Source organism: Seonamhaeicola sp. ML3, from assembly GCF_023273855.1.
Taxonomy (GTDB): domain Bacteria; phylum Bacteroidota; class Bacteroidia; order Flavobacteriales; family Flavobacteriaceae; genus Seonamhaeicola.
In genome coordinates, this window is record NZ_CP096884.1 from 2,592,706 (window position 1) to 2,612,759 (window position 20,054).

Here is a 20,054-nt window from a genome sequence, read left to right on the forward strand (position 1 = left end):
ATGGAATATATATACCTTTTTTATCAAGTAACGCAATTTGCCTTATTAATCTGGTTGGGCTTTTGCGTATTATACTTATTTGTCCTGGCAGTTGCTGGATTGTTTTTTAGACAAAAAAATAATATTAAAAATAGTAGGTCTTTACCTAAAGTAGCACTGCTTATTCCTGCATATAAAGAAAATGAAGTTATTCTTCATACCGCAAAAGAGGCGTTAAAACAAGATTATCACAAATTTGATGTAGTTGTAATAGCTGACTCTATTAATGATGAGGTCATATTCGCATTAAAGTCATTAGATATTACTGTTGTTGAAGTGTCGTTTGAAAAAAGTACAAAGGCAAAAGCTCTAAATTTTGCCATGGATAAATTGGGTGTCAACTACGACTTAGCTGTTGTGCTTGATGCCGATAATGTTATGCAAGAAGGCGCTTTAAATGCCATAGCAAATAAATATGCCGATGGATATAATGCTATTCAGGCACACAGAACTGCAAAGAACCAGGAAACAGGCTTTTCAATGCTCGATGCTATTAGTGAAGAAATGAACAATCATCTTTTTTGTAAAGGTACTCAAGCTGTTGGTTTAACATCGAGATTGATTGGTTCGGGTATGGCCTTTGATTATAAAATGTTCAAAAGATTAATGAAAGATGTTGATGCGGTTGGTGGATTTGATAAGGTGCTTGAATTAGAATTAGTAGATTCCGGTAACTCAATACATTATTTAGAATCAGCACACGTTTATGATGAAAAAGTAAGCCAATCTGCTGTTTTTTCAAAGCAAAGAACACGATGGGTATCTGCACAGTTCTATTACCTTAAGAAATATTTTTGGGGTTCAATAGGAAAACTGTTGTCTGGAAAAGTCGATTATTTCTTAAAGTCAGTTCAACTGTTTTTACCTCCAAGAATGTTGTTTCCAGTAATGTTATTTGTGCTTTTCGCATTTGCATTAATTATTCAAGATACAATGTTCTCATTTATATGGGGCATCTCTCTTGGTCTGATTATATTTTCATATAGTATTGCTATTCCAAAAAAATTATGGACCAAAGAACTGCTTATGGCCATAATCTCTCTCCCAAAAGCAGTAGGTGTTATGTTGTTGGCTATGTTCAAATTGAAAGGCGCTAATGATAAATTTATTCATACACCGCACACAATGAAAGAAACCCCAATAAACCATAATAATTAATTTAAATTTTTAAAACTATGGAATTTAGTAATAAAACGAACTACACTAGAGTAGAAGATTTGAAAAGACTAAAGTTTATTCAATCAGCCATTTTATCATTAAACAATCCAAACGCAAAAGTACTAGACGTTGGTTGTGGTAATGGAAACAATAGTAGGCAATTGGCCTCTTTAGGTTTTGATGTTTTGGGAATAGATATTTCTGATAAGACTATCGAAACTGCTAGGTCTTTAAATACTTATGATAATCTAAGATTTGAAAATGTTTCTGCTGAAGATTTAGATATCAATGACAAGTTTGATGCTATTATTTGCTGCGAAGTTGTTGAGCATTTACATGAACCTACTCCTGTTATAAAATCTTTAAAGAATTTATTAAAACCTGATGGTATATTAATAGTTACGGTTCCAAATGGTTATGGACCAAGAGAAGTCATTATGACTAAACCTATGCAGGCATTAATGAAAAATAAATTTACTTGGAATGCAGTTGTTGGTTTAAAAAAACTGTTTGGTTATACAGGAACTACCATACAATCTGAAGCTGAGGATTTAATGCATATTCAATTCTTTACAAAAAAGAGCCTTAGAAGATTATTAGAAAAGGAAGACTTAAAATTAGTGAAATTTCAAGGTACTAATTTTGTGGAAGCTGTATTCCCTTACTCTTTGGTAGCTAATAGAGTAAAGCCGTTACAGAAATTAGATAATTGGATGGCAGATCAATTGCCAGATTCTTTTTCTAGCGGATTTATGTCTTCTTGGAAATTTCAATAAAAACTACATTTAACCCAAATCTAAAAATCAAGAACATGATTAGAAAAATTAAAGTATTGGAGACCATCCGCCAAGGAAAAATAGGCGGAGGAGAAACCCATGTTTTAGATTTAATAGCTAATATAGATACTTCTCAGTTTGAACCTGTAGTGCTATCTTTTACAGATGGACCGATGGTAGAAAGGGTAAAAGAACTTGGCGTTGAGGTTCATGTGATTTATACTGAAAAGCCTTATGATATTAGAGTTTGGGGAAAAGTGAAACAATTTATGATTGACCATGAAATTGACATTGTTCATGCACATGGTACAAGAGCAAATTCCAATGTGTTTTGGGCAGCAAAAAAGTTAGGGCTACCTATAGTCTATACGGTGCATGGCTGGTCATTTCATCAAGGCCAAAAACCATTCATCAAAATGTTAAGGATAAAGAACGAAAGTTTTTTAACAAAGAAGGCCGACGTTACTATTGCAGTATCCCATAGCAATCAGAAAGATGGTATAGAACTATTTGGAATGAATAACTCTAAGGTTGTTACCAATGGAATCAATACCAATAAATATGGCCCTTCAAATAGGCTAAAGGACTTAAGGGAGGAACTTGGCTTACCTGAAAATAAAACCATTGTTGGCTATTTGGTAAGAATGACCATTCAAAAGGATCCTTTAACATTAATTAGAGCTATAAGAAAGGTAAAAGACCAAACTGAAGATATTGTTTTCCTTTTAATGGGTAACGGTGATTTAGTTGATGATGCCAAAGCTCTAGCAAAAGAGTTGGATATAGAAGATATGATAGTATGGTCTGGATTTAGACAAGATATACCAGATGTTTTAAATACCATTGATATCTATACATTGCCTTCCTTGTGGGAAGGATTACCTATAGGGTTGTTAGAAGCTATGTCTATGGCCAAGCCCATTGTGGCTACAGGTGTAGATGGAACCAAAGAAGTAATCAGTGATGGTGAAAATGGCATTTTAATTGAATGCGGTGATTACGAAAGTTTAGCAAAAGCCTTTATTGAATTGCACCAAAACCCAATTAAAATGGCTGAATTTGGCAAAAAATCTAGAGAGATCGTTTGTCAAAGATATGCCGTTGATAGAATGTGCAGGGAAATAGAGGATATTTATTTTCAACAGGTTCAAAATTATGACTACGCCATTCAACCACTAAATTAGAATAAGAAGTTATGGAGTCAAAAATAAAACAACCAATGGTGTCCATTGTAAGTGTAAATTACAATCAACCAGAAATTACTTGTGAAATGTTGGAATCCCTTAGAGGGGTAACATATCCTAATTTTGAAACGTTGATTGTAGACAATGGTTCACCTACAAATTCTCCTTTAATTATTAAAGAAAAATATCCAGAAGCTAAATTGATTATTAGTGATAAGAATTTAGGTTTTGCGGGGGGTAATAATATTGCTTTAAAAGAGGCAAAAGGAGATTATGTTTTGTTATTGAATAATGATACTGAGGTGGAACCTGACTTTTTAGATAGTCTTGTTGAGTTGATGGAATCTGATGATACAATAGGAATTGTTAGTTCTAAGATTCTTTTTTACCATGAAGATAATATTATTCAATATGCTGGATCTTCACCATTAAACCCAATAACATCCAGAGGGGTTACTTATGGAAATAAGGAAAAAGACAATGGGCAATTTAAAAAAGCAACGGAGACTTCATATCCTCATGGCGCTTGTATGATGATAAGAAGAAGTGTATTAGAGGAACTAGGTTTGTTGTACGAAGGTTATTTCCTTTATTATGAGGAACTTGATTTTGCCGAAAGAGTAAAGCGTGCAGGATATAAAATTTATTTTCAACCAAACTCCTCCATTCTTCATAAAGAATCTATTTCAACAGGTAAAAACAGTCCGTTAAAAACGTATTATTTAAATAGAAACAGGGTGTTATTTGTAAGAAGAAATACTACCGGAATAACTTTAGTGCTTGCCATTATTTATTTCTATACCGTTTCGCTTGCAAAAAATACTATAAAATACTTGTTTGATAGAAAGCATTTGTCGGCTTTATATAGAGCAGCAATATGGAATTTGAGCAATTTTAAAATAAAAGAAAATCAACAGCTTTATAGCGCATAGAGGATGATAACAGGTAAAGACATCATAGTAGTTGGCATTCAAGCTTGGGATATCGAGATTGGCAGTAATTGTAAAAATATTGCCAGAGAGTTTGCTAAGCATAACCGTGTACTTTACGTTAACCCACCTCTTGACAGAGCTACAGAGCGAAGAGAAAAGCATAAAGAAAGTGTACAAAAACGCTTAAGAATTAAAGAAGGGCAAGAGAACGGATTGGTTGAAATAGACGAAAATTTATGGAATCTTTATCCTAAACATAATGTGGAATCTATTAATTGGATTCCCGTTCATTCCATTTATAAAATTTTAAACAAAAGAAATGCGAAACGGTTTGCGGCTGATATAAAATCTGCAGCTGCTGAACTAGGTTTTAAGGATTTCATTTTGTTCAATGATAGCTCTATGTTTTTAGGGTTACATTTAAAAGAACTTTTAAAGCCAATGGCTTATGCATATTATATGAGGGATTATTTAGTTAAGGTTCCTTATTGGCAAAAGCACGGAGAAAGAATTGAACCTCAAACGGTTAAAAAGGCAGATACAGCACTTACAAATTCTGAGTTTTACGAAGAATTATGTGCTCCAATTAATGAACATAGTTACATGGTAGGACAAGGTTGTGATGTATCTTTGTTCAATGATGAAGATGGTTCAATTTTAGAGGCAGATGAATTTAAAGATATACCAAAACCAATTATTGGTTATGTTGGTTACCTTACTTCCTTAAGGTTAGATTTAGAGGTAATTGAGCATATAGCCAATGAGAGAAAAGATTGGAGTGTTGTTTTAGTTGGGCCGGAAGATGATGATTTCAAAAATTCTAACCTTCATAATTTGAGTAATGTATATTTTCTTGGAAGTAAAGACGCTTCTCAATTACCAAATTATGTAAAAGGTTTTGATGTGGCTATTAACCCTCAGGTGGTTAATAATTTAACTATTGGGAATTACCCTAGAAAGATTGATGAGTATCTCGCCATGGGAAAACCAACATTAGCTACTAAAACCAAGGCTATGGAAATGTTTAGTGACTATGTTTATTTAGGGAGCTCTAAAGAAGACTATATCACTTTGGCAGAAAGAGCATTAGAAGAACACTCAGCCGAATTGGCTTCAGAGCGCATGAAATTTGCCCAAAGTCATACTTGGGAGAATAACGTAAAAGCCATTTACAACTCAATTAAAAAGGCAACCAAGGACAAAATAAAATGGGATTAAAAGAAAAAATAAACTCAAATGAAAAGCTTAAAAAGCTAGCTCACTGGTCTATTTTAATTCCAAAACAGGCCAGACCAAGATTATGGGTGAGATGGTTTGTAAACCCATTTATTCATAGAAAGGGTAAAGGAGCTAGAGTAAGACGAAGAACTAGAATGGACGTCGTGCCATGGAATAAATTTGAACTAGGTGCAGAATCAACTATAGAGGATTTTTCAGCAGTTAATAATGGAGTTGGAGATGTATTTATTGGAGCTAGAACCAGAATAGGATTAAGTAACACCATTATTGGTCCAGTAAATATCGGGAACGATGTTCGTTTAGCTCAAAATATAACGGTATCAGGCCTAAATCATGATTATCAAGATGTCTCTAAGCCAATTCATGAGCAAGGCGTTTCTACTGCAACCATAACAATTGAAGATGGTACATGGCTAGGAGCTAATGTAGTGGTGGTAGCTGGTGTAACGATTGGAAAGAACTGTGTTGTAGCTGCAGGAAGTATAGTAACAAAGGATATCCCTTCCTATTCAGTAGCGGTTGGAAATCCAGCTAGAGTAATCAAACAATATAATGAAGAAACCAAAACTTGGGAAAAAGTTTAGTTAAATATATAATTAACTTAATATTTGAATTTCTCTCATCATATATTATGAAAAAAGACAAAACCATAGAAACACTTAGAGGACTTGCCATATTGCTTGTAGTTATAGGTCATGTTATAGGCTCTGCTGCTGAAGGAGGGATGCAAGTTGATGATGATTCTCTTCTAAGATACATTTATTATACATTCATAGACCCAGTTCAGATGCCATTATTTACGGTTTTAGCAGGATGGGTGTACGCCCTAAAACCTTCAAAATCTGAGATAAAAGAGTTTGTCATAAAGAAAGTTTTTAGACTTCTTATACCAATGCTAGTTGTTGGAGCTTGTTATTTTATTGTTCAATATTATACCCCAGGAACAAATCGTAAAAGTGATTTGATTGATTTATGGAAACTAATAATTTTCCCATATACTTTTTATTGGTATCTGTATTCACTTTTTTTCGTTTTCGTTTTAATTGCAATATTAGATAATATTGGTAAAATGAAAACCATTTCAAGCTGGATGTTAATTTTCATCTTGTCTTTAATGGCTTTGTTGACAAGAGATTTATTTATCCCTATGGAATCGCTAAATTATTTTAGTTATCTAGGAACGCTATATTTATTACCTAGTTTTATTTTAGGTGTTGGTCTGTTTCGTTTTAAAGTGCTATTAGAAAACCAATTGATAAAAAATATTTGCGGTTTATTATTGATGGGGTGTGTTGTAGTTCAACAACTGTCTTGGTTCAATATTATTGACGTTGTTCTGCTTAAAGATAATTTTTATGGTCTATTAATAGGGTTTTCTTTTACTATTCTTTTACTAAGGTCTAAACTTGAAATTAATTGGCTTATTTGGATTGGAGGATTGTCTTATTCCATTTATCTATTCCATGGTTTTGGTACGGCTGCAGGTAGAATAATTCCAAGAAGTTTAGATGTTAATTCAACAGCATTAATTTTTGTAACGTCCCTAGCATTAGGGCTTATAGTTCCAATAATTATAGATAAGGTTTTAGACCGATTTAAAATAACAAGAATATTGTTTTTAGGAAGGCGTTAGTCTAACTAAATAAAAACCAACCCCAAAAAAATGAACGATATGATAACTTTAAAAATACTTTTTTGGACATTACTGTTCATCATATTCTATACCTATGTAGGTTATGGGATTTTATTATACTTCATTATTAAGATTAGAAGAATTTTTAAAATTGGTAAAAAAACCAAAGTTGACACTTCCTATGAACCAGAAGTAACATTATTCATTGCTGCCTATAATGAAAAAGATTATGTGGAAGCCAAAATGAAAAATACTTTGTCTTTAGATTATCCAAAAGATAAACTCAATATTGTTTGGGTTACTGATGGCTCTGATGATGGAACACCAGATATGATTCGTCAATATGATGGAGCTACAGTACATCATTTGGATGAGCGTAATGGTAAAATAGGAGCTATGAACCGAGGAATGGAGTTCGTGAAAACACCTATCGTAATTTTTAGTGATGCCAATACTAATCTGGGTAAGGAATCCATTAGGCGTATTGTTAATTTATTCAGTAATCCTAAAGTTGGCTGTGTTTCTGGGGAAAAAAGAATTATAAATAAGGAAAGTGATGTGGCATCGGGTGCCGGAGAAGGCATTTATTGGAAATATGAATCTACCTTAAAGAAATGGGATGCAGAATTATATTCGGTTGTTGGTGCAGCTGGAGAATTGTTCGCTATTAGAACTGAATTATATCGTCATGTTGAAAAAGACACGTTGTTAGATGACTTCATCATTTCACTTCGTGTGGCTCAAGAGGGTTATACTATTCAATATGATCCAGAAGCATATGCCATAGAATCAGCTTCGGCCAACGTAAAAGAAGAATTAAAGAGAAAAATTAGAATTTCAGCTGGTGGTATTCAATCTGTGGTAAGATTAAGTTCATTATTGAATGTGTTTAAATATGGAACCTTATCTTTTCAGTATATCTCGCATCGTGTATTGCGTTGGACTTTAACACCACTTTGTTTGGTCTTGCTAATTCCAATTTTGACGGTATTAGCCTTAAATGAAGGTATTATGGAATTTGGTTTGTACGCTACACTATTTTGGTTACAGGCGCTTTTCTACGCGGGTGCTTTAATAGGCTGGTTTTTAGAAAATATTTCAATAAAAATAAAGCTGTTGTTCGTGCCATACTACTTTTTCATTATGAACCTTTCAGTAGTATTGGGCTTCTTCAGGTACATGAAGAAAACACAGTCAGTTAACTGGGAAAGAGCCCAAAGAGCAAGTTAGACCTAAGGTAAAAAGCGAAGAAATGAATAGAAGAACAGCCTTAAAAGGAATATTCGGAATTGCTGGACTGGGTGCAGTCTCTTACACAGGATATAAATATTTTTCTGGAGGAGCAAGGCATAGTAGAGGTCAGTTAAAGGACTATTATAATTTAATATCTGAATTGGTAGATGTTATTATTCCACCAACCGATACTCCAGGAGCCAAAGAAGCTTTGGTTCAGGACTATATTGTAGATTTTATGGAGGATTGTGCTTCTGCTAAAGAGTATAATAATTTTATAAACGGCCTTATAGACCTTCAAGAAGATTGTGAAATAAACTATGGTAATTCATTTGAAAAATGCTCAAGTGAGCAAAAAGTTGAAATACTTAAAGGATTTGAAAGCGGAATGTCCAATGGCATCATTTCAAAAATCAACAATAAAATTAAAGGACGTAGTTTTTACAATATACTAAGGACGTTAACAGTGGAAGGGTATTGTACATCATCAATAGGTGCTACCCAACATTTAGCATATCGTCCAGTGCCGGGAAAATACAGAGCCATTACAGAATTAGGAGCTAATCAAAAAGCTTGGGCAACCAGATAACATTTATAATGAAAGAGCAAACACAACATAATACTTTTGATGCCATAGTAGTTGGTTCGGGAATAAGCGGAGGATGGGCTGCTAAAGAACTGACTAAAGGAGGATTAAAAACACTGGTGTTAGAAAGAGGAAGAAATGTAGAGCACATTAAAGACTACCCTACAGCATTTAAAAATCCTTGGGATTTTAAACATAAAGGACATTTAACCAATAAAGAATTAAAGGATTACCCCATTCAAAGTAGTCACTGTGATGCAACAAATAAGCATTTTTATGTTAAAGATAGCGAGCACCCTTACGTTCAAGTAAATCCATTTAAATGGATTCGTGGTTACCAAGTTGGAGGACGTTCCCTAACCTGGGGGCGCCAAACTTATCGATTATCAGATTTAGATTTCGAAGCCAATAAAAAAGATGGTCACGGCGTGGACTGGCCAATTCGTTATAAAGATTTAGAAAAGTGGTATGATTATGTTGAAGATTACGTTGGTATAAGTGGAACTTCAGAAGGACTGCCACATTTACCAGATGGTGTTTTTCAGCCAGCAATACCAATGAATGCGGTAGAAAAGCATTTAAAGGAAGAGGTGGCTAAAGAATATTCGGATCGCTTAGTAATAAACGGTAGAGTAGCGAACTTAACACAACATAAAGATGGTAGAGGCCCATGTCAATACCGAAATTTATGTAGTAGAGGTTGTCCGTTTTCAGGATACTTCAGTAGTAATTCGTCGACCCTTTTAGATGCTTATAATTCTGGTAATTTAACCTTAAGAGCTAATTCAATTGTAAAAGAAGTTATTTATGATGAGGCAACAAAAAAAGCTAAAGGCGTTGTTATAATCGATGCCGAAACTAAGGAAGAGATCGAATATTACGCGAGAATTATTTTCTTAAACGCTTCTGCAATTGCTACGGCGGCAATTCTTTTAAATTCAACTTCTGAAACGTTTCCTAATGGATTGGGGAATTCAAGCAACCAAGTAGGTCATAACCTTATGGACCATGTTGTTAATGAAGGAACCTACGGAACGTTGGATGGATTAAAAGATAAATATTACGAAGGACGTTCACCAGGAACGATTTATGTGCCTAGATTTCAAAATTTAGATAATAGCAAAGAGGATGTTGATTTTGTTCGAGGATATGGTATTCAAGGAAAAGGACAGAGAGATAATTGGCAGACAAAGAGTACCTCTGGTTTTGGAGTTTCTTTAAAGGAACAATTGGCCACTCCAGGTGAGTGGAAAATCGCTTTAGGAGGAAGAGGAGAGTCCCTGCCTAATTATGACAACAAAATAACACTTGACTATCAAAACCTTGATACATGGGGAATGCCATTGGTAAAAGTTGATTTTACGTATGGACCTAATGAAAAAGCCATGATGGAACATATGACAAAAGAAAGTGAAGCTATTTTGAAGAAAGCTGGTTTTAAAAATGTTGGTAGTTATAGAAATAGCCCTCCACCCGGTTCTGCAGTTCATGAAATGGGAACAGTAAGAATGGGAAATGACCCTAAAACATCAGTATTAAATAAGTACAATCAAATGCATGATGTAAAGAATGTGTTCATTACAGATGGAAGTTGTATGACGTCTTCGGGGTGTCAAAACCCTTCACTTACTTACATGGCACTTACGGCAAGAGCATGTCATTATGCAATCGATCAATTTAACTCCAATCAGTTATGAGATACTTGAAATTAATAACTGTAATTTTTTGCCTATTTTTTATATCGGCGTTGGCGTTTTACTTTATTAAGCAGCCGTCTTATGACATAAAAACAGAAGGAACTTTATATGTTGTGAATAAGGCAAGTAAAGATATTACTGTTTTTAATTTACGAGAGGGAAAAGAAGTGACTAAGATTTTTTTAGAACAAGAACCACATGAAGCGACAGTTTTGGTTAATCAAAATAAATTGGTTGTCACCAACTACGGAACCCCAGATGTTGAAGGTAAAAGTATTACGGTAATTGATACAAAAAATAACACTATAGAACAAAACATTTTACTTGGAGAAAAGAGCATAAAACCTCACGGTATTATTTCACTTCCTGAGCTTAACAAAGTTGCAGTTGTTACAGATGTAGGCAATGATTTCTCAGTTGTGAATATAGAATCAGGTGTTGTAGAAAAACGAATAGCAACACAACAAGATTTTAGTCATTTATTGGTTCATCATCCGAAAAAACAGTTGATGTATGTTGCCAATATCAAATCAGGTTCTGTAAGTGTAATTGATATTGTACTTGACAAAGTTCTAAAGATTATCCCTATTGGCGAAAGCGCTGAAGGTATTGATGTTAATCCAGACGGTTCTGAAGTTTGGGTAACAAATATTAAGGAAAATTTAATATCGGTTATAGATACCGAAACCAATGAAATAGCGAATAAAATTGATACAGGTAAAGAGCCTTTGCGTTTGAAATTTTCTGTTGATGGAAGATATTGTTTAGTTTCCAATTCTGGAGATGGAACCATTTCGGTTTATAACGGAAACACGAAAGAACTTGTTTCGAATATAGTAATCCCAGGAAAGGATAATATTTTGGATAAATTAGTCTTAGGTAATCCAAGACCAGTAGGTATTTTAATGCATCCAAACGGACAGTTCGCCTTTGTTTCAAATTTATCTGTTGGAAGAGTTGAAGTCATTGATATGAAAAGTTTTAAAATTGTTAGTAGTATTGAAGCAGGAGCAATGCCAGATGGATTAGCATTGTTAAACTAAAGATGATTTAAATTGTTTTTATGTTTTGAATAGAATCTTTCAAAAAAGATAATTTTCTAAATAACTAATAGATATATTTGTTTTAATATTGAATAAATCAACCTTAAATCTAAACCTATAAAGTAACCAAAAATGAAAGGAATAATTCTTGCTGGCGGATCTGGGACGCGATTGTACCCTATTACTAAAGGAACCTCAAAACAACTTCTTCCCATTGGCGATAAGCCTATGATTTATTATCCATTATCTGTATTAATGCTAGCTGGAATAAAAGAAGTTCTAATTATTTCAACTCCTATAGATTTGCCAAGGTTTGAGCAATTACTTGGTGATGGTTCTGATATTGGAATGAAATTTTCTTATGCAGAACAACCCTCACCAGACGGATTGGCACAGGCATTTATTATTGGAGAAGAGTTTATTGGAGATGACCATGTGTGTTTGATATTAGGTGATAATATTTTTTACGGCTACGGATTTTCTGAAATGCTCTCCAATGCCGTTAACACAACAAAGGAGACCGATAAAGCCACTGTATTTGGTTACCATGTTAAAGATCCAGAAAGATATGGTGTAGTTGAATTTGATTCAGATGGAAACGCCTTAAGTATAGAAGAGAAACCTGAAAAACCAAAGAGCAATTTTGCCGTTGTAGGATTATATTTTTATCCAAATAGTGTTGTTAAGATTGCTAAGCATGTAAAACCTAGTGACAGAGGAGAATTGGAAATAACAACTGTAAATCAAGATTATCTGGAGAGAGGAGATTTAAAAGTTGAATTAATGGGTAGAGGTTATGCTTGGTTAGATACAGGTACTCATGAAAGTTTACTTGAAGCATCTAATTATATTCAAACTATTGAACATAGACAAGGATTAAAAGTTGCTTGTATTGAAGAAATTGCATTTGATAAAGGATATATATCAAAAGAGCAATTACTAGAACTAGCAGAACCTTTAAAAAAGAATGGTTACGGACAATATTTAATTGAAAGAGCAAAAGAGTAAGTATATGAAATTTATTAGGGCATCTATACCAGATGTAATTATTTGTGAACCCAACGTTTTTGGGGATGATAGAGGTTATTTTGTAGAGACTTTTAGGCAAGATAAGTTAGAGGAATTTTTAGGCTTTAATATTGATTTTTGTCAGGACAACGAATCTAAATCTTCTTTTGGAGTTTTAAGAGGATTGCATTATCAACTACCTCCATATGCTCAAACTAAATTAGTTAGAGTTATTAGTGGTACTGTTTTAGATATTGCGGTTGATATAAGAAAAGGGTCTTCTACTTTTGGCAAACACGTTGCTGTTGAGTTAACTGGAGAAAACAAAAGGCAAGTACTAGTACCAAGAGGCTTTGCACATGGTTTTGTGGTATTAAGTGAAGAAGCCACATTTGCTTATAAGGTTGATAATTATTACAGCCCTGAGTGCGATAGAGGAATTGCCTTTGATGACAAATCCTTGAATATTGATTGGAAATTACCTCTTAATGAAATGAAATTATCACCCAAAGATACAAAGCAGCCATTGTTTAAGGATGCTCAGTATTTTGAAGATTTAGTTTCGTTGTATGAATAATGTTCTAGTTACAGGCTCTAATGGCCAATTAGGTTCTGAAATTCGTGAATTAGCGAATTCATACTCTGATTATAATTTTTATTTTAAAGGGCGTACCGAATTGGATATTACAGATTTCAATATTGTTTCAGAATTTGTTGAGATTGAAAATATTACGGTCATTATTAATTGCGCCGCTCATACTGCTGTGGATAAAGCAGAGGATGATGTAGAATCTGCGAATAAATTAAATCATTTAGCTGTTGGAAATTTTGCTAGAATAGCAAAAGACAAAAATATTAAGTTGATTCATATTTCGACCGATTATGTTTTTGATGGTACAAATCATGTTCCTTATAAAGAGGATGATAAAACGAATCCTCAAGGCGTATACGGAAGAACGAAATTAGAAGGAGAACAGGCAATGCAAACTATAGACCCTGCAAATTCGGTCATTATAAGAACATCATGGGTGTATTCCAGTTTTGGAAACAATTTTGCAAAAACTATGCTTCGTTTGGGTAATGAAAGAGATGAATTAGGAATAATAGTAGACCAAGTTGGAACACCTACTTATGCTAAGGATTTAGCAAAAGGAATCCTTGAAATAATCCCGAAGTTAGATAATGATTCTGTTGAAGTCTATCATTTTTCTAACAAAGGAGTATGCAGTTGGTACGATTTTGCAAAGGCTATTTTTGCCATTAAAGAGATTAACGTAAAAGTAAATGCTATTGAGACCTGGCAATATCCAACACCTGCCAAAAGGCCTTTCTATAGTGTATTAAACAAGAGTAAAATAGAAAATAAGTTTCAAATTGAAATTCCCTATTGGAGAGATTCACTAGAGGAATGCTTACAAAGATTATAAAGATGAAGAACAAAAATATTTTAGTAACCGGAGGAGCTGGTTTTATCGGTTCACATTTAGTTAGGCTTCTAGTAAATAAATATCCTGATTATAATATTATTAACATGGATTTGCTGACTTATGCGGGGAATTTAGCCAATTTGAAAGATGTTGAGGACAAGCCAAACTATGAGTTTGTTAAATGCGATATTTGTGATTTTGAACAAGTAAAAAACGTTTTTGAAAAATTTGAAATTAACAATGTTATTCATTTAGCAGCAGAATCACATGTTGATAGATCTATTAAAGATCCATTCTCTTTTGCCCAAACCAACGTAATGGGAACCCTTAGTTTATTGCAGGCGGCCAAATTATTCTGGGATGGTGATTATGATGGCAAATTATTTTACCATGTTTCTACCGATGAGGTTTATGGTTCTTTAGGGGAGAAAGGTTTCTTTTTAGAAACAACACCATATGATCCGCATTCTCCATATTCAGCATCAAAGGCATCATCTGATCACTTTGTAAGGGCTTTTCATGACACCTATGGATTACCAACAGTAATTTCTAACTGTTCGAATAACTACGGGTCTTATCAATTTCCAGAAAAATTAATTCCGTTATTTATAAATAACATATGTCAAAACAAACCGCTTCCTGTTTATGGAAAGGGGGAAAACGTGCGCGATTGGTTATATGTTAATGATCATGCTCGCGCTATTGATGTTATTTTTTCCAAAGGAAAAATAGGAGAGACCTATAACATTGGTGGATTTAATGAATGGAAAAATATTGATTTAGTAAAAGTACTTATTGAAACCACAGACCGTCTTTTGGGTAGGCCAAAAGGCACTTCAGATAACCTAATAACTTATGTAACCGACCGTGCGGGACACGATATGCGTTACGCCATTGATGCTACCAAGTTGAAAGAAGAACTGGGATGGGAACCTTCATTACAATTTGAAGAAGGTATCGAAAAAACGGTTCAATGGTATTTAGAGAATAAAGAGTGGATGGAAAACATCACTTCAGGTGCTTATGAAAAGTACTATTCAGAAATGTATTCGGTTTAACTTTACAGTGAAATATCAATTCAATTTGTCCGCTATTCAATTGTCAGAATGAAAAAACTTAGAGTTTTAGTCGCTATTGCTATACTGTTGTTCAGTATTATTGCAATAGCGTTTATCAAAGCTAGGACAACCTCATATTCCATTGAAACCACAGGAAAACTTTTTATAGTTAATAAACTTAGTAGCAATGTTACTGTATTCGATTTAACTAAAGGAGAACAGGTGGCCATATTACCTATTGATATGGAGCCTCATGAAGCAACAACTTCATTCTATGGGGATAAAGTAATTGTCACCAACTATGGCGGACCTGAAGAAATGGGGAAAAGTTTAACCGTAATCGATGCTAAGACTTTTAAGGAGGTTAGACGGGTAAGGGTTGATGAAAGTTTAAAACCTCATGGAGTTGTAGCTGTTCCAAATTCTAATTGCGTTGCAGTTGCAACCGATGTTGGAAATGATCTTCTGGTGATTGATATTGAAGTAGGACAGATAAAAAAGAAGATACCAACAACTCAAATATATAGTCACCTTTTAACGTATCACCCTACAGATTCGATAGCCTATGTGTCTAATCTTAGCTCCGGTTCGGTCACGGTAATTGATACAAACAAAGATGAGGTTGTCAAGGTGATTCCATGTGGTAAAGGAACCGAGGGTATAGATATAACACCAGATGGTGAGGAAATATGGGTCACTAATAATAGAGATGAAACCATTTCTATTATTAATACCAAAACTTTAGAAATTGTCTCGGTACTTACCGCAGGAGAGGAACCATCTCGATTACAGTTTACTTTAGACGGTAAATATTGCTTAGTTGCTAACTCTGTTTCCGGAACAATTTCAGTTTACAACACAGCTACAAAAAAACTTCAAAAAAATATTGTTCTCCCAGGTAAAAAGAATATTGTTGAAAGAATCCTATATCATACACCTAGACCAGTATGTATAGCCATGCATCCCAATGGTAAGTATGCATTTGTTGCCAATTCAAACGCCGTTAGAGTTGAGGTCATAGATTTAAATAGCCTTAAAGTAGTGAGTACTATTGGTACGGGGAGAATACCAGACGGTTTAGCAATAGCGCTTTAATTTATTACTTTTCTCTCAAAAAATCCTTTTAAACCCTGTGAGTGGTTAAAAATTCCGTTTAATACATAAAAAAGTCCATTCGTCTACACCAAATTTCCATTCGTCTAAAGTTGTAAAGTAAATAAGGATGAATAAATTAATTTAGTGCTATAATCTCAAAACCATGACCCATGAAGGCGAATGAAAAAAATAAGACGATAACAAATGAAATAAAGGGGTATTTAGAAAACCTTGAATTTGAGTTTATCGATAATGATATTTTAGAAGATATCAGAGATTTTTTTGAGGAGAAACAAGTACAACAAAATACTATTTCTGAAGAAAAAATTAATAACGATGTGAGCCATGAAGCTCAGGTTGCCTTCATAATAGAACATGGTATTGAAATTAAACCTAATATTAAAGGTTTACAAAGCGATTATTTAGCTCAAAACTTTAAGAAGATAGAGTTTTATGGAGTTAGATATTATTTAAGAATTCAAGATTATGGTGAAAAACAAGTAGTTTTTGATTACCTAATCGATAATCATATTGTTAGTGTTGCTGCTTAATTATATTTAACAATATAATTTTTTTGGTTTTTCTGTTTGTTTTTAGACTTTCCCCAAAGCTTAAAGGCAAACAGATTTTTTTTTAGTATATCCTAAAAATATATACAACAAATCTTGTTTGTTTAAAAAAATCATGCTAAATTTAAACAGACCTTCTTCTAGATAGAGTTCTTCTATTCTAATGTCCTACCAAAACTAAACTAAACATATCCCTAATATTATGACTACTATTTCCCCTAAACCCAAATTGAAGGATTTCAGATTTAAAGAAACAACCGAAAACCAAAAGCAGAAAAACACATTAAAGTTTCAAGAATCTGAGAATGGTTATCATTATCAACTTGATATTCCGGGTTATATAAAGGAAGATTTTCGTTTTTATTTAAGCAGAAACCAATTGGTAATTACAACTGAAAAGGATAGTGAAACAAAAAAAACTAAAAGCGATAATGAGAAACATTCTTATTGCTACCCTTCAGCGCTGTTTAAGATGAATATAACCTTACCCAAAAAGCCTGTTGAAAAAAGGATTACTGCAGAATATAGGAATGAAACTCTGTATTTTAGTTTATATAAGATTTAAAAAGATTACCCCCCTATAGTAATCATACTACGGTTTTTACCATGTAAATCTGGTCTTTGGAGCTTTTTTAAAGTGTCCATGCCGCCTCTTGTCTTAAATTTTGATTGAACAGCTTTTGCAATGATAGGTTCTATTGAACCACCCTGTCGCAGGGTTGTCAATAAATCAGATTCCGAAGAAGAGAACAAACAGTTTTTTATTTGTCCGTTGGCTGTTAAACGCAATCTATTACATGAGTCACAAAATGGATTGGTCACTGAGCTGATAATGGCAAAACTCCCTTTGTAACCTTTAATTCTATAGTTCTTGGCAGTATCATTTGGAGCATCTTGTAAGCGTTCAACGGTGTCTTTTGGGAAATGATGATTTACTTTTTTCATGATTTCTTTATAAGATACCATTTTACTTAAATCCCATTTATTCCCATCAAAAGGCATAAACTCTATAAAACGGATGGATACAGGTAAATCTTTAGTAAGTTCTATGAAATCTATGATTTCATCTTCGTTGAAATCTTTCATCAATACGGCATTGACCTTAACGGTGAATCCTTCTTTAACCAATAGTAGAATATTGTTATAAACCTTTTCAAATTGATTTCTACGGGTAATAAGGGTGAATTTGTCCTTATCAAGCGAATCTAAACTCACATTGATTTTCTTGATTCCGTTGGCTTTTAAAACTTCAATAAATCTGTCAATAATAACTGCGTTGGAAGTAATTGACAATTCTACTGGAAGCGAGGCTAACTTTTCAAGAACCACTGGAATGTCTTTTCTAACAAAGGGTTCACCGCCTGTAAGTCTTATTTTTGTAACACCGTTATCAACAAAAGTTTTGGCAATCTCATAAACCTCTTCATAGGTCATTATATGACTTTTAGGAGATAATTGAACACCTTCTTCTGGCATACAATAAGAGCACCTTAAGTTGCATCTTTCAGTAAGCGAAATCCGCAGGTATGTGTGTTCTCTACCAAATTTATCTTGTAATATGTTTGTCGTTTTTGTCATTAATCGTGTCTAACTCCTTTTAATATTCTAAAAACATGTAATACCGAAGGGAAAATGGCATCCATAGATTCCTTAGCACCATTTGTTGAACCAGGTAATGCCAATACCAGAGTGTTTTCTATAGTTCCGGCAACACTTCTAGATAACATAGAATATGGTGTTCTATCTTGACCGTAGTTTCTAATAGCTTCTTCGATTCCTGGAATACGCCGGTTTAAAATTGGAATTAAAGCTTCCGGTGTGACATCTCTACCAGAAAGCCCTGTGCCTCCAGTATAAATTACCATATCAATACCCTGTTCCTGATAGGTTTTAGCCTTACCTTGAATAGCATCAGTTTCATCAGGAATAATAACATATTCTGCAATGGAAACATCGCAGGATTTTAGTTTTTCAATAATAGTCTTACCAGCTTTGTCCTCTTTTTGCCCAGCTGAAATAGTATCAGAACAAACAACAACAGCTGCTTTTAAATCTTTTCTGAAATTATCTTTAAAATCTGATTTACCACCTTTCTTATTCAACAGTTTGATGGCATGTATTTCAATACCTTTATCAATAGGTTTTAACATGTCGTACATATTAAGTGCTACTACACTAGCACCATGCATAGCTTCTACTTCAACACCTGTTTTGTAGATAGTTTTTACCGTGAACAATACGGTGATTTCAAGTCCGTTGATTTCATATTCGACACCCGTAAATTCAATAGGTAAGGGGTGACAATCTGGTAAAATGTCAGGAGTGCGTTTAACACCTAATAATCCAGCAGCCTTACTCATGGCAAAGACGTTACCCTTTGGTACGGTGTCATTTTTGATGGCCTCTATAGTTTCGGGTTTGCTAACTGAAACTACAGCTTGAGCAATTGCCGTTCTAAGCGTTGTATATTTATGTGTGATATCAACCATTTAAAATTTTCTATTTTTTATTTACTATTGATTATTTCTTATTTGCGGTTTTTCTAGAAGCGACAAAGATTGCTGTTAATTCGCTTGATTCCCTTAGAAGAGATTCTATTTTGACTTTTTCTATTAAATTTTCGTCCAAAGCAAATTCTAACCAAAAATTGGATTCATCAACTTCCTCTATAACAATACTGATTTTAGCAACAAAACTGGGTTTTGATTGAGCTAAACAAGTTGCTCTGTAATTCGCAGCTACAGATGTTGAGCACCTAATCAGTTGTCCTTTTATATGATTAGCTAAATAGGTGTTAGGGAGTAGTTCAGTTAGTTTTACGCAATTATAAGCGAATAATTTAGTGCGTTTTTTTAATGCTTCCTTCAAAGTATTTAATGTTTTAGGATATGAGTGGTAATAGTCAATAATAGTTAATAAATAATCAATTATTGACTTTCCATTGGTGAGAACTGTCTTCAAAAATTTCTTTGCCAAAAACAGGGACATCGGCTTTTATGGCTTCAACGATATACTCCAAAGCTTTAAATACCACTTTACGTCTTGGTGAAGACACAAAAACGAATAAACAGATTTCACCGGCTTTTACAGTCCCCAAACTATGATAAATGTGCATACAGGTAAGCTCGAATTTTTCAAAGGCAGCTTCTCTTATATCATGAAACTTCTGATTTGCCATATCTTCATATGCTGTATATTCAATAGCCGAAACTATTTTTCCATCAATCTCATCGGCTCTTACTTGACCTAGGAAAATATTATGAGCACCAATACTAGTTTTAGTTTGGTGTTTGTGTATAGAATTGCCTATAAAATCTGAGGAAATAGCTCCTTCTCTAAATACGTTTTTTGGTTTTTTATCTTTCATGATTATATTT

At 33.7% G+C, this 20,054-nt stretch carries 22 protein-coding genes; 18 read left to right on the top strand and 4 right to left on the bottom strand.

Translation table 11 applies throughout. The annotated features are described in order from the left end of the window. The 18 genes from M0214_RS11195 (at position 1) to M0214_RS11280 (ending at position 17,242) form a co-directional block, all read left to right on the top strand. Complete coding sequence (locus M0214_RS11195) at positions 1 to 1,197, top strand: glycosyltransferase family 2 protein (protein ID WP_248722647.1); 1,197 nt, start codon at positions 1 to 3, stop codon at positions 1,195 to 1,197. A gap of 17 nt (positions 1,198 to 1,214) precedes the next feature. Continuing rightward, positions 1,215 to 1,973 carry a bifunctional 2-polyprenyl-6-hydroxyphenol methylase/3-demethylubiquinol 3-O-methyltransferase UbiG gene (locus tag M0214_RS11200; protein ID WP_248722648.1) on the top strand — a complete coding sequence of 253 codons (759 nt, stop codon included), beginning with the start codon at positions 1,215 to 1,217 and terminating at the stop codon, positions 1,971 to 1,973. A 35-nt stretch (positions 1,974 to 2,008) separates the two neighbouring features. Next, positions 2,009 to 3,157 (top strand): glycosyltransferase family 4 protein, encoded by a 1,149-nt coding sequence (locus tag M0214_RS11205; RefSeq protein WP_248722649.1) that lies wholly within the window; start codon positions 2,009 to 2,011, stop codon positions 3,155 to 3,157. 11 nt (positions 3,158 to 3,168) lie between these two features. Further along, entirely contained in the window at positions 3,169 to 4,089 is a 921-nt protein-coding gene (locus M0214_RS11210; protein WP_248722650.1) for a glycosyltransferase family 2 protein, read from the top strand. 3 nt (positions 4,090 to 4,092) lie between these two features. Next, positions 4,093 to 5,307, top strand: a complete 1,215-nt coding sequence (locus tag M0214_RS11215; RefSeq protein WP_248722651.1) for a glycosyltransferase — start codon at positions 4,093 to 4,095, stop codon at positions 5,305 to 5,307. Beyond that, positions 5,298 to 5,912 (top strand): acyltransferase, encoded by a 615-nt coding sequence (locus tag M0214_RS11220; protein ID WP_248722652.1) that lies wholly within the window; start codon positions 5,298 to 5,300, stop codon positions 5,910 to 5,912. The genes M0214_RS11215 and M0214_RS11220 overlap by 10 nt, the downstream gene beginning before the upstream one ends. 47 nt (positions 5,913 to 5,959) lie before the next feature. Beyond that, positions 5,960 to 6,961, top strand: coding sequence for an acyltransferase family protein (locus M0214_RS11225; RefSeq protein ID WP_248722653.1), 1,002 nt, complete (start codon positions 5,960 to 5,962; stop codon positions 6,959 to 6,961). Positions 6,962 to 7,000: 39 nt separating this feature from the next. Further along, entirely contained in the window at positions 7,001 to 8,191 is a 1,191-nt protein-coding gene (locus tag M0214_RS11230; protein WP_248722654.1) for a glycosyltransferase family 2 protein, read from the top strand. Positions 8,192 to 8,213: 22 nt separating this feature from the next. Beyond that, positions 8,214 to 8,783 carry a gluconate 2-dehydrogenase subunit 3 family protein gene (locus tag M0214_RS11235; protein WP_248722655.1) on the top strand — a complete coding sequence of 190 codons (570 nt, stop codon included), beginning with the start codon at positions 8,214 to 8,216 and terminating at the stop codon, positions 8,781 to 8,783. A gap of 8 nt (positions 8,784 to 8,791) precedes the next feature. Next, a complete protein-coding gene (locus tag M0214_RS11240) occupies positions 8,792 to 10,477 on the top strand; it encodes a GMC oxidoreductase (RefSeq protein WP_248722656.1) in 1,686 nt (561 codons plus the stop codon). Continuing rightward, a complete protein-coding gene (locus M0214_RS11245; RefSeq protein WP_248722657.1) occupies positions 10,474 to 11,520 on the top strand; it encodes a YncE family protein in 1,047 nt (348 codons plus the stop codon). The genes M0214_RS11240 and M0214_RS11245 overlap by 4 nt, the downstream gene beginning before the upstream one ends. Before the next feature lie 132 nt (positions 11,521 to 11,652). After that, positions 11,653 to 12,528, top strand: coding sequence for a glucose-1-phosphate thymidylyltransferase RfbA (rfbA, locus tag M0214_RS11250; protein WP_248722658.1), 876 nt, complete (start codon positions 11,653 to 11,655; stop codon positions 12,526 to 12,528). Positions 12,529 to 12,532: 4 nt separating this feature from the next. After that, entirely contained in the window at positions 12,533 to 13,105 is a 573-nt protein-coding gene (gene rfbC / locus M0214_RS11255) for a dTDP-4-dehydrorhamnose 3,5-epimerase (protein WP_248722659.1), read from the top strand. Further along, positions 13,098 to 13,955, top strand: coding sequence for a dTDP-4-dehydrorhamnose reductase (rfbD, locus tag M0214_RS11260; RefSeq protein ID WP_248722660.1), 858 nt, complete (start codon positions 13,098 to 13,100; stop codon positions 13,953 to 13,955). The genes rfbC and rfbD overlap by 8 nt, the downstream gene beginning before the upstream one ends. A gap of 2 nt (positions 13,956 to 13,957) precedes the next feature. Then, entirely contained in the window at positions 13,958 to 15,013 is a 1,056-nt protein-coding gene (rfbB, locus tag M0214_RS11265) for a dTDP-glucose 4,6-dehydratase (protein ID WP_248722661.1), read from the top strand. 48 nt (positions 15,014 to 15,061) lie between these two features. Next, positions 15,062 to 16,108, top strand: a complete 1,047-nt coding sequence (locus M0214_RS11270; RefSeq protein ID WP_248722662.1) for a cytochrome D1 domain-containing protein — start codon at positions 15,062 to 15,064, stop codon at positions 16,106 to 16,108. A gap of 170 nt (positions 16,109 to 16,278) precedes the next feature. Continuing rightward, complete coding sequence (locus M0214_RS11275; RefSeq protein WP_248722663.1) at positions 16,279 to 16,659, top strand: hypothetical protein; 381 nt, start codon at positions 16,279 to 16,281, stop codon at positions 16,657 to 16,659. A 220-nt stretch (positions 16,660 to 16,879) separates the two neighbouring features. Further along, entirely contained in the window at positions 16,880 to 17,242 is a 363-nt protein-coding gene (locus M0214_RS11280; protein ID WP_248722664.1) for an Hsp20/alpha crystallin family protein, read from the top strand. Positions 17,243 to 17,247: 5 nt separating this feature from the next. Here M0214_RS11280 and moaA read toward each other — a convergent pair whose 3' ends face one another. Genes moaA through M0214_RS11300 form a run of 4 tightly spaced genes read right to left on the bottom strand, consistent with a single transcriptional unit; the run spans position 17,248 to position 20,044 of the window. Continuing rightward, positions 17,248 to 18,255, bottom strand: coding sequence for a GTP 3',8-cyclase MoaA (gene moaA / locus M0214_RS11285; protein ID WP_248722665.1), 1,008 nt, complete (start codon positions 18,253 to 18,255; stop codon positions 17,248 to 17,250). Then, a complete protein-coding gene (moaCB, locus tag M0214_RS11290) occupies positions 18,255 to 19,166 on the bottom strand; it encodes a bifunctional molybdenum cofactor biosynthesis protein MoaC/MoaB (protein ID WP_248722666.1) in 912 nt (303 codons plus the stop codon). Before moaCB ends, moaA begins: the two co-directional genes overlap by 1 nt. A 31-nt stretch (positions 19,167 to 19,197) precedes the next feature. Further along, entirely contained in the window at positions 19,198 to 19,545 is a 348-nt protein-coding gene (locus M0214_RS11295; protein ID WP_248722667.1) for a four helix bundle protein, read from the bottom strand. Between the two features lie 55 nt (positions 19,546 to 19,600). Beyond that, positions 19,601 to 20,044, bottom strand: coding sequence for a molybdenum cofactor biosynthesis protein MoaE (locus tag M0214_RS11300; RefSeq protein ID WP_248722668.1), 444 nt, complete (start codon positions 20,042 to 20,044; stop codon positions 19,601 to 19,603). Between the last annotated feature and the right edge of the window lie 10 nt (positions 20,045 to 20,054).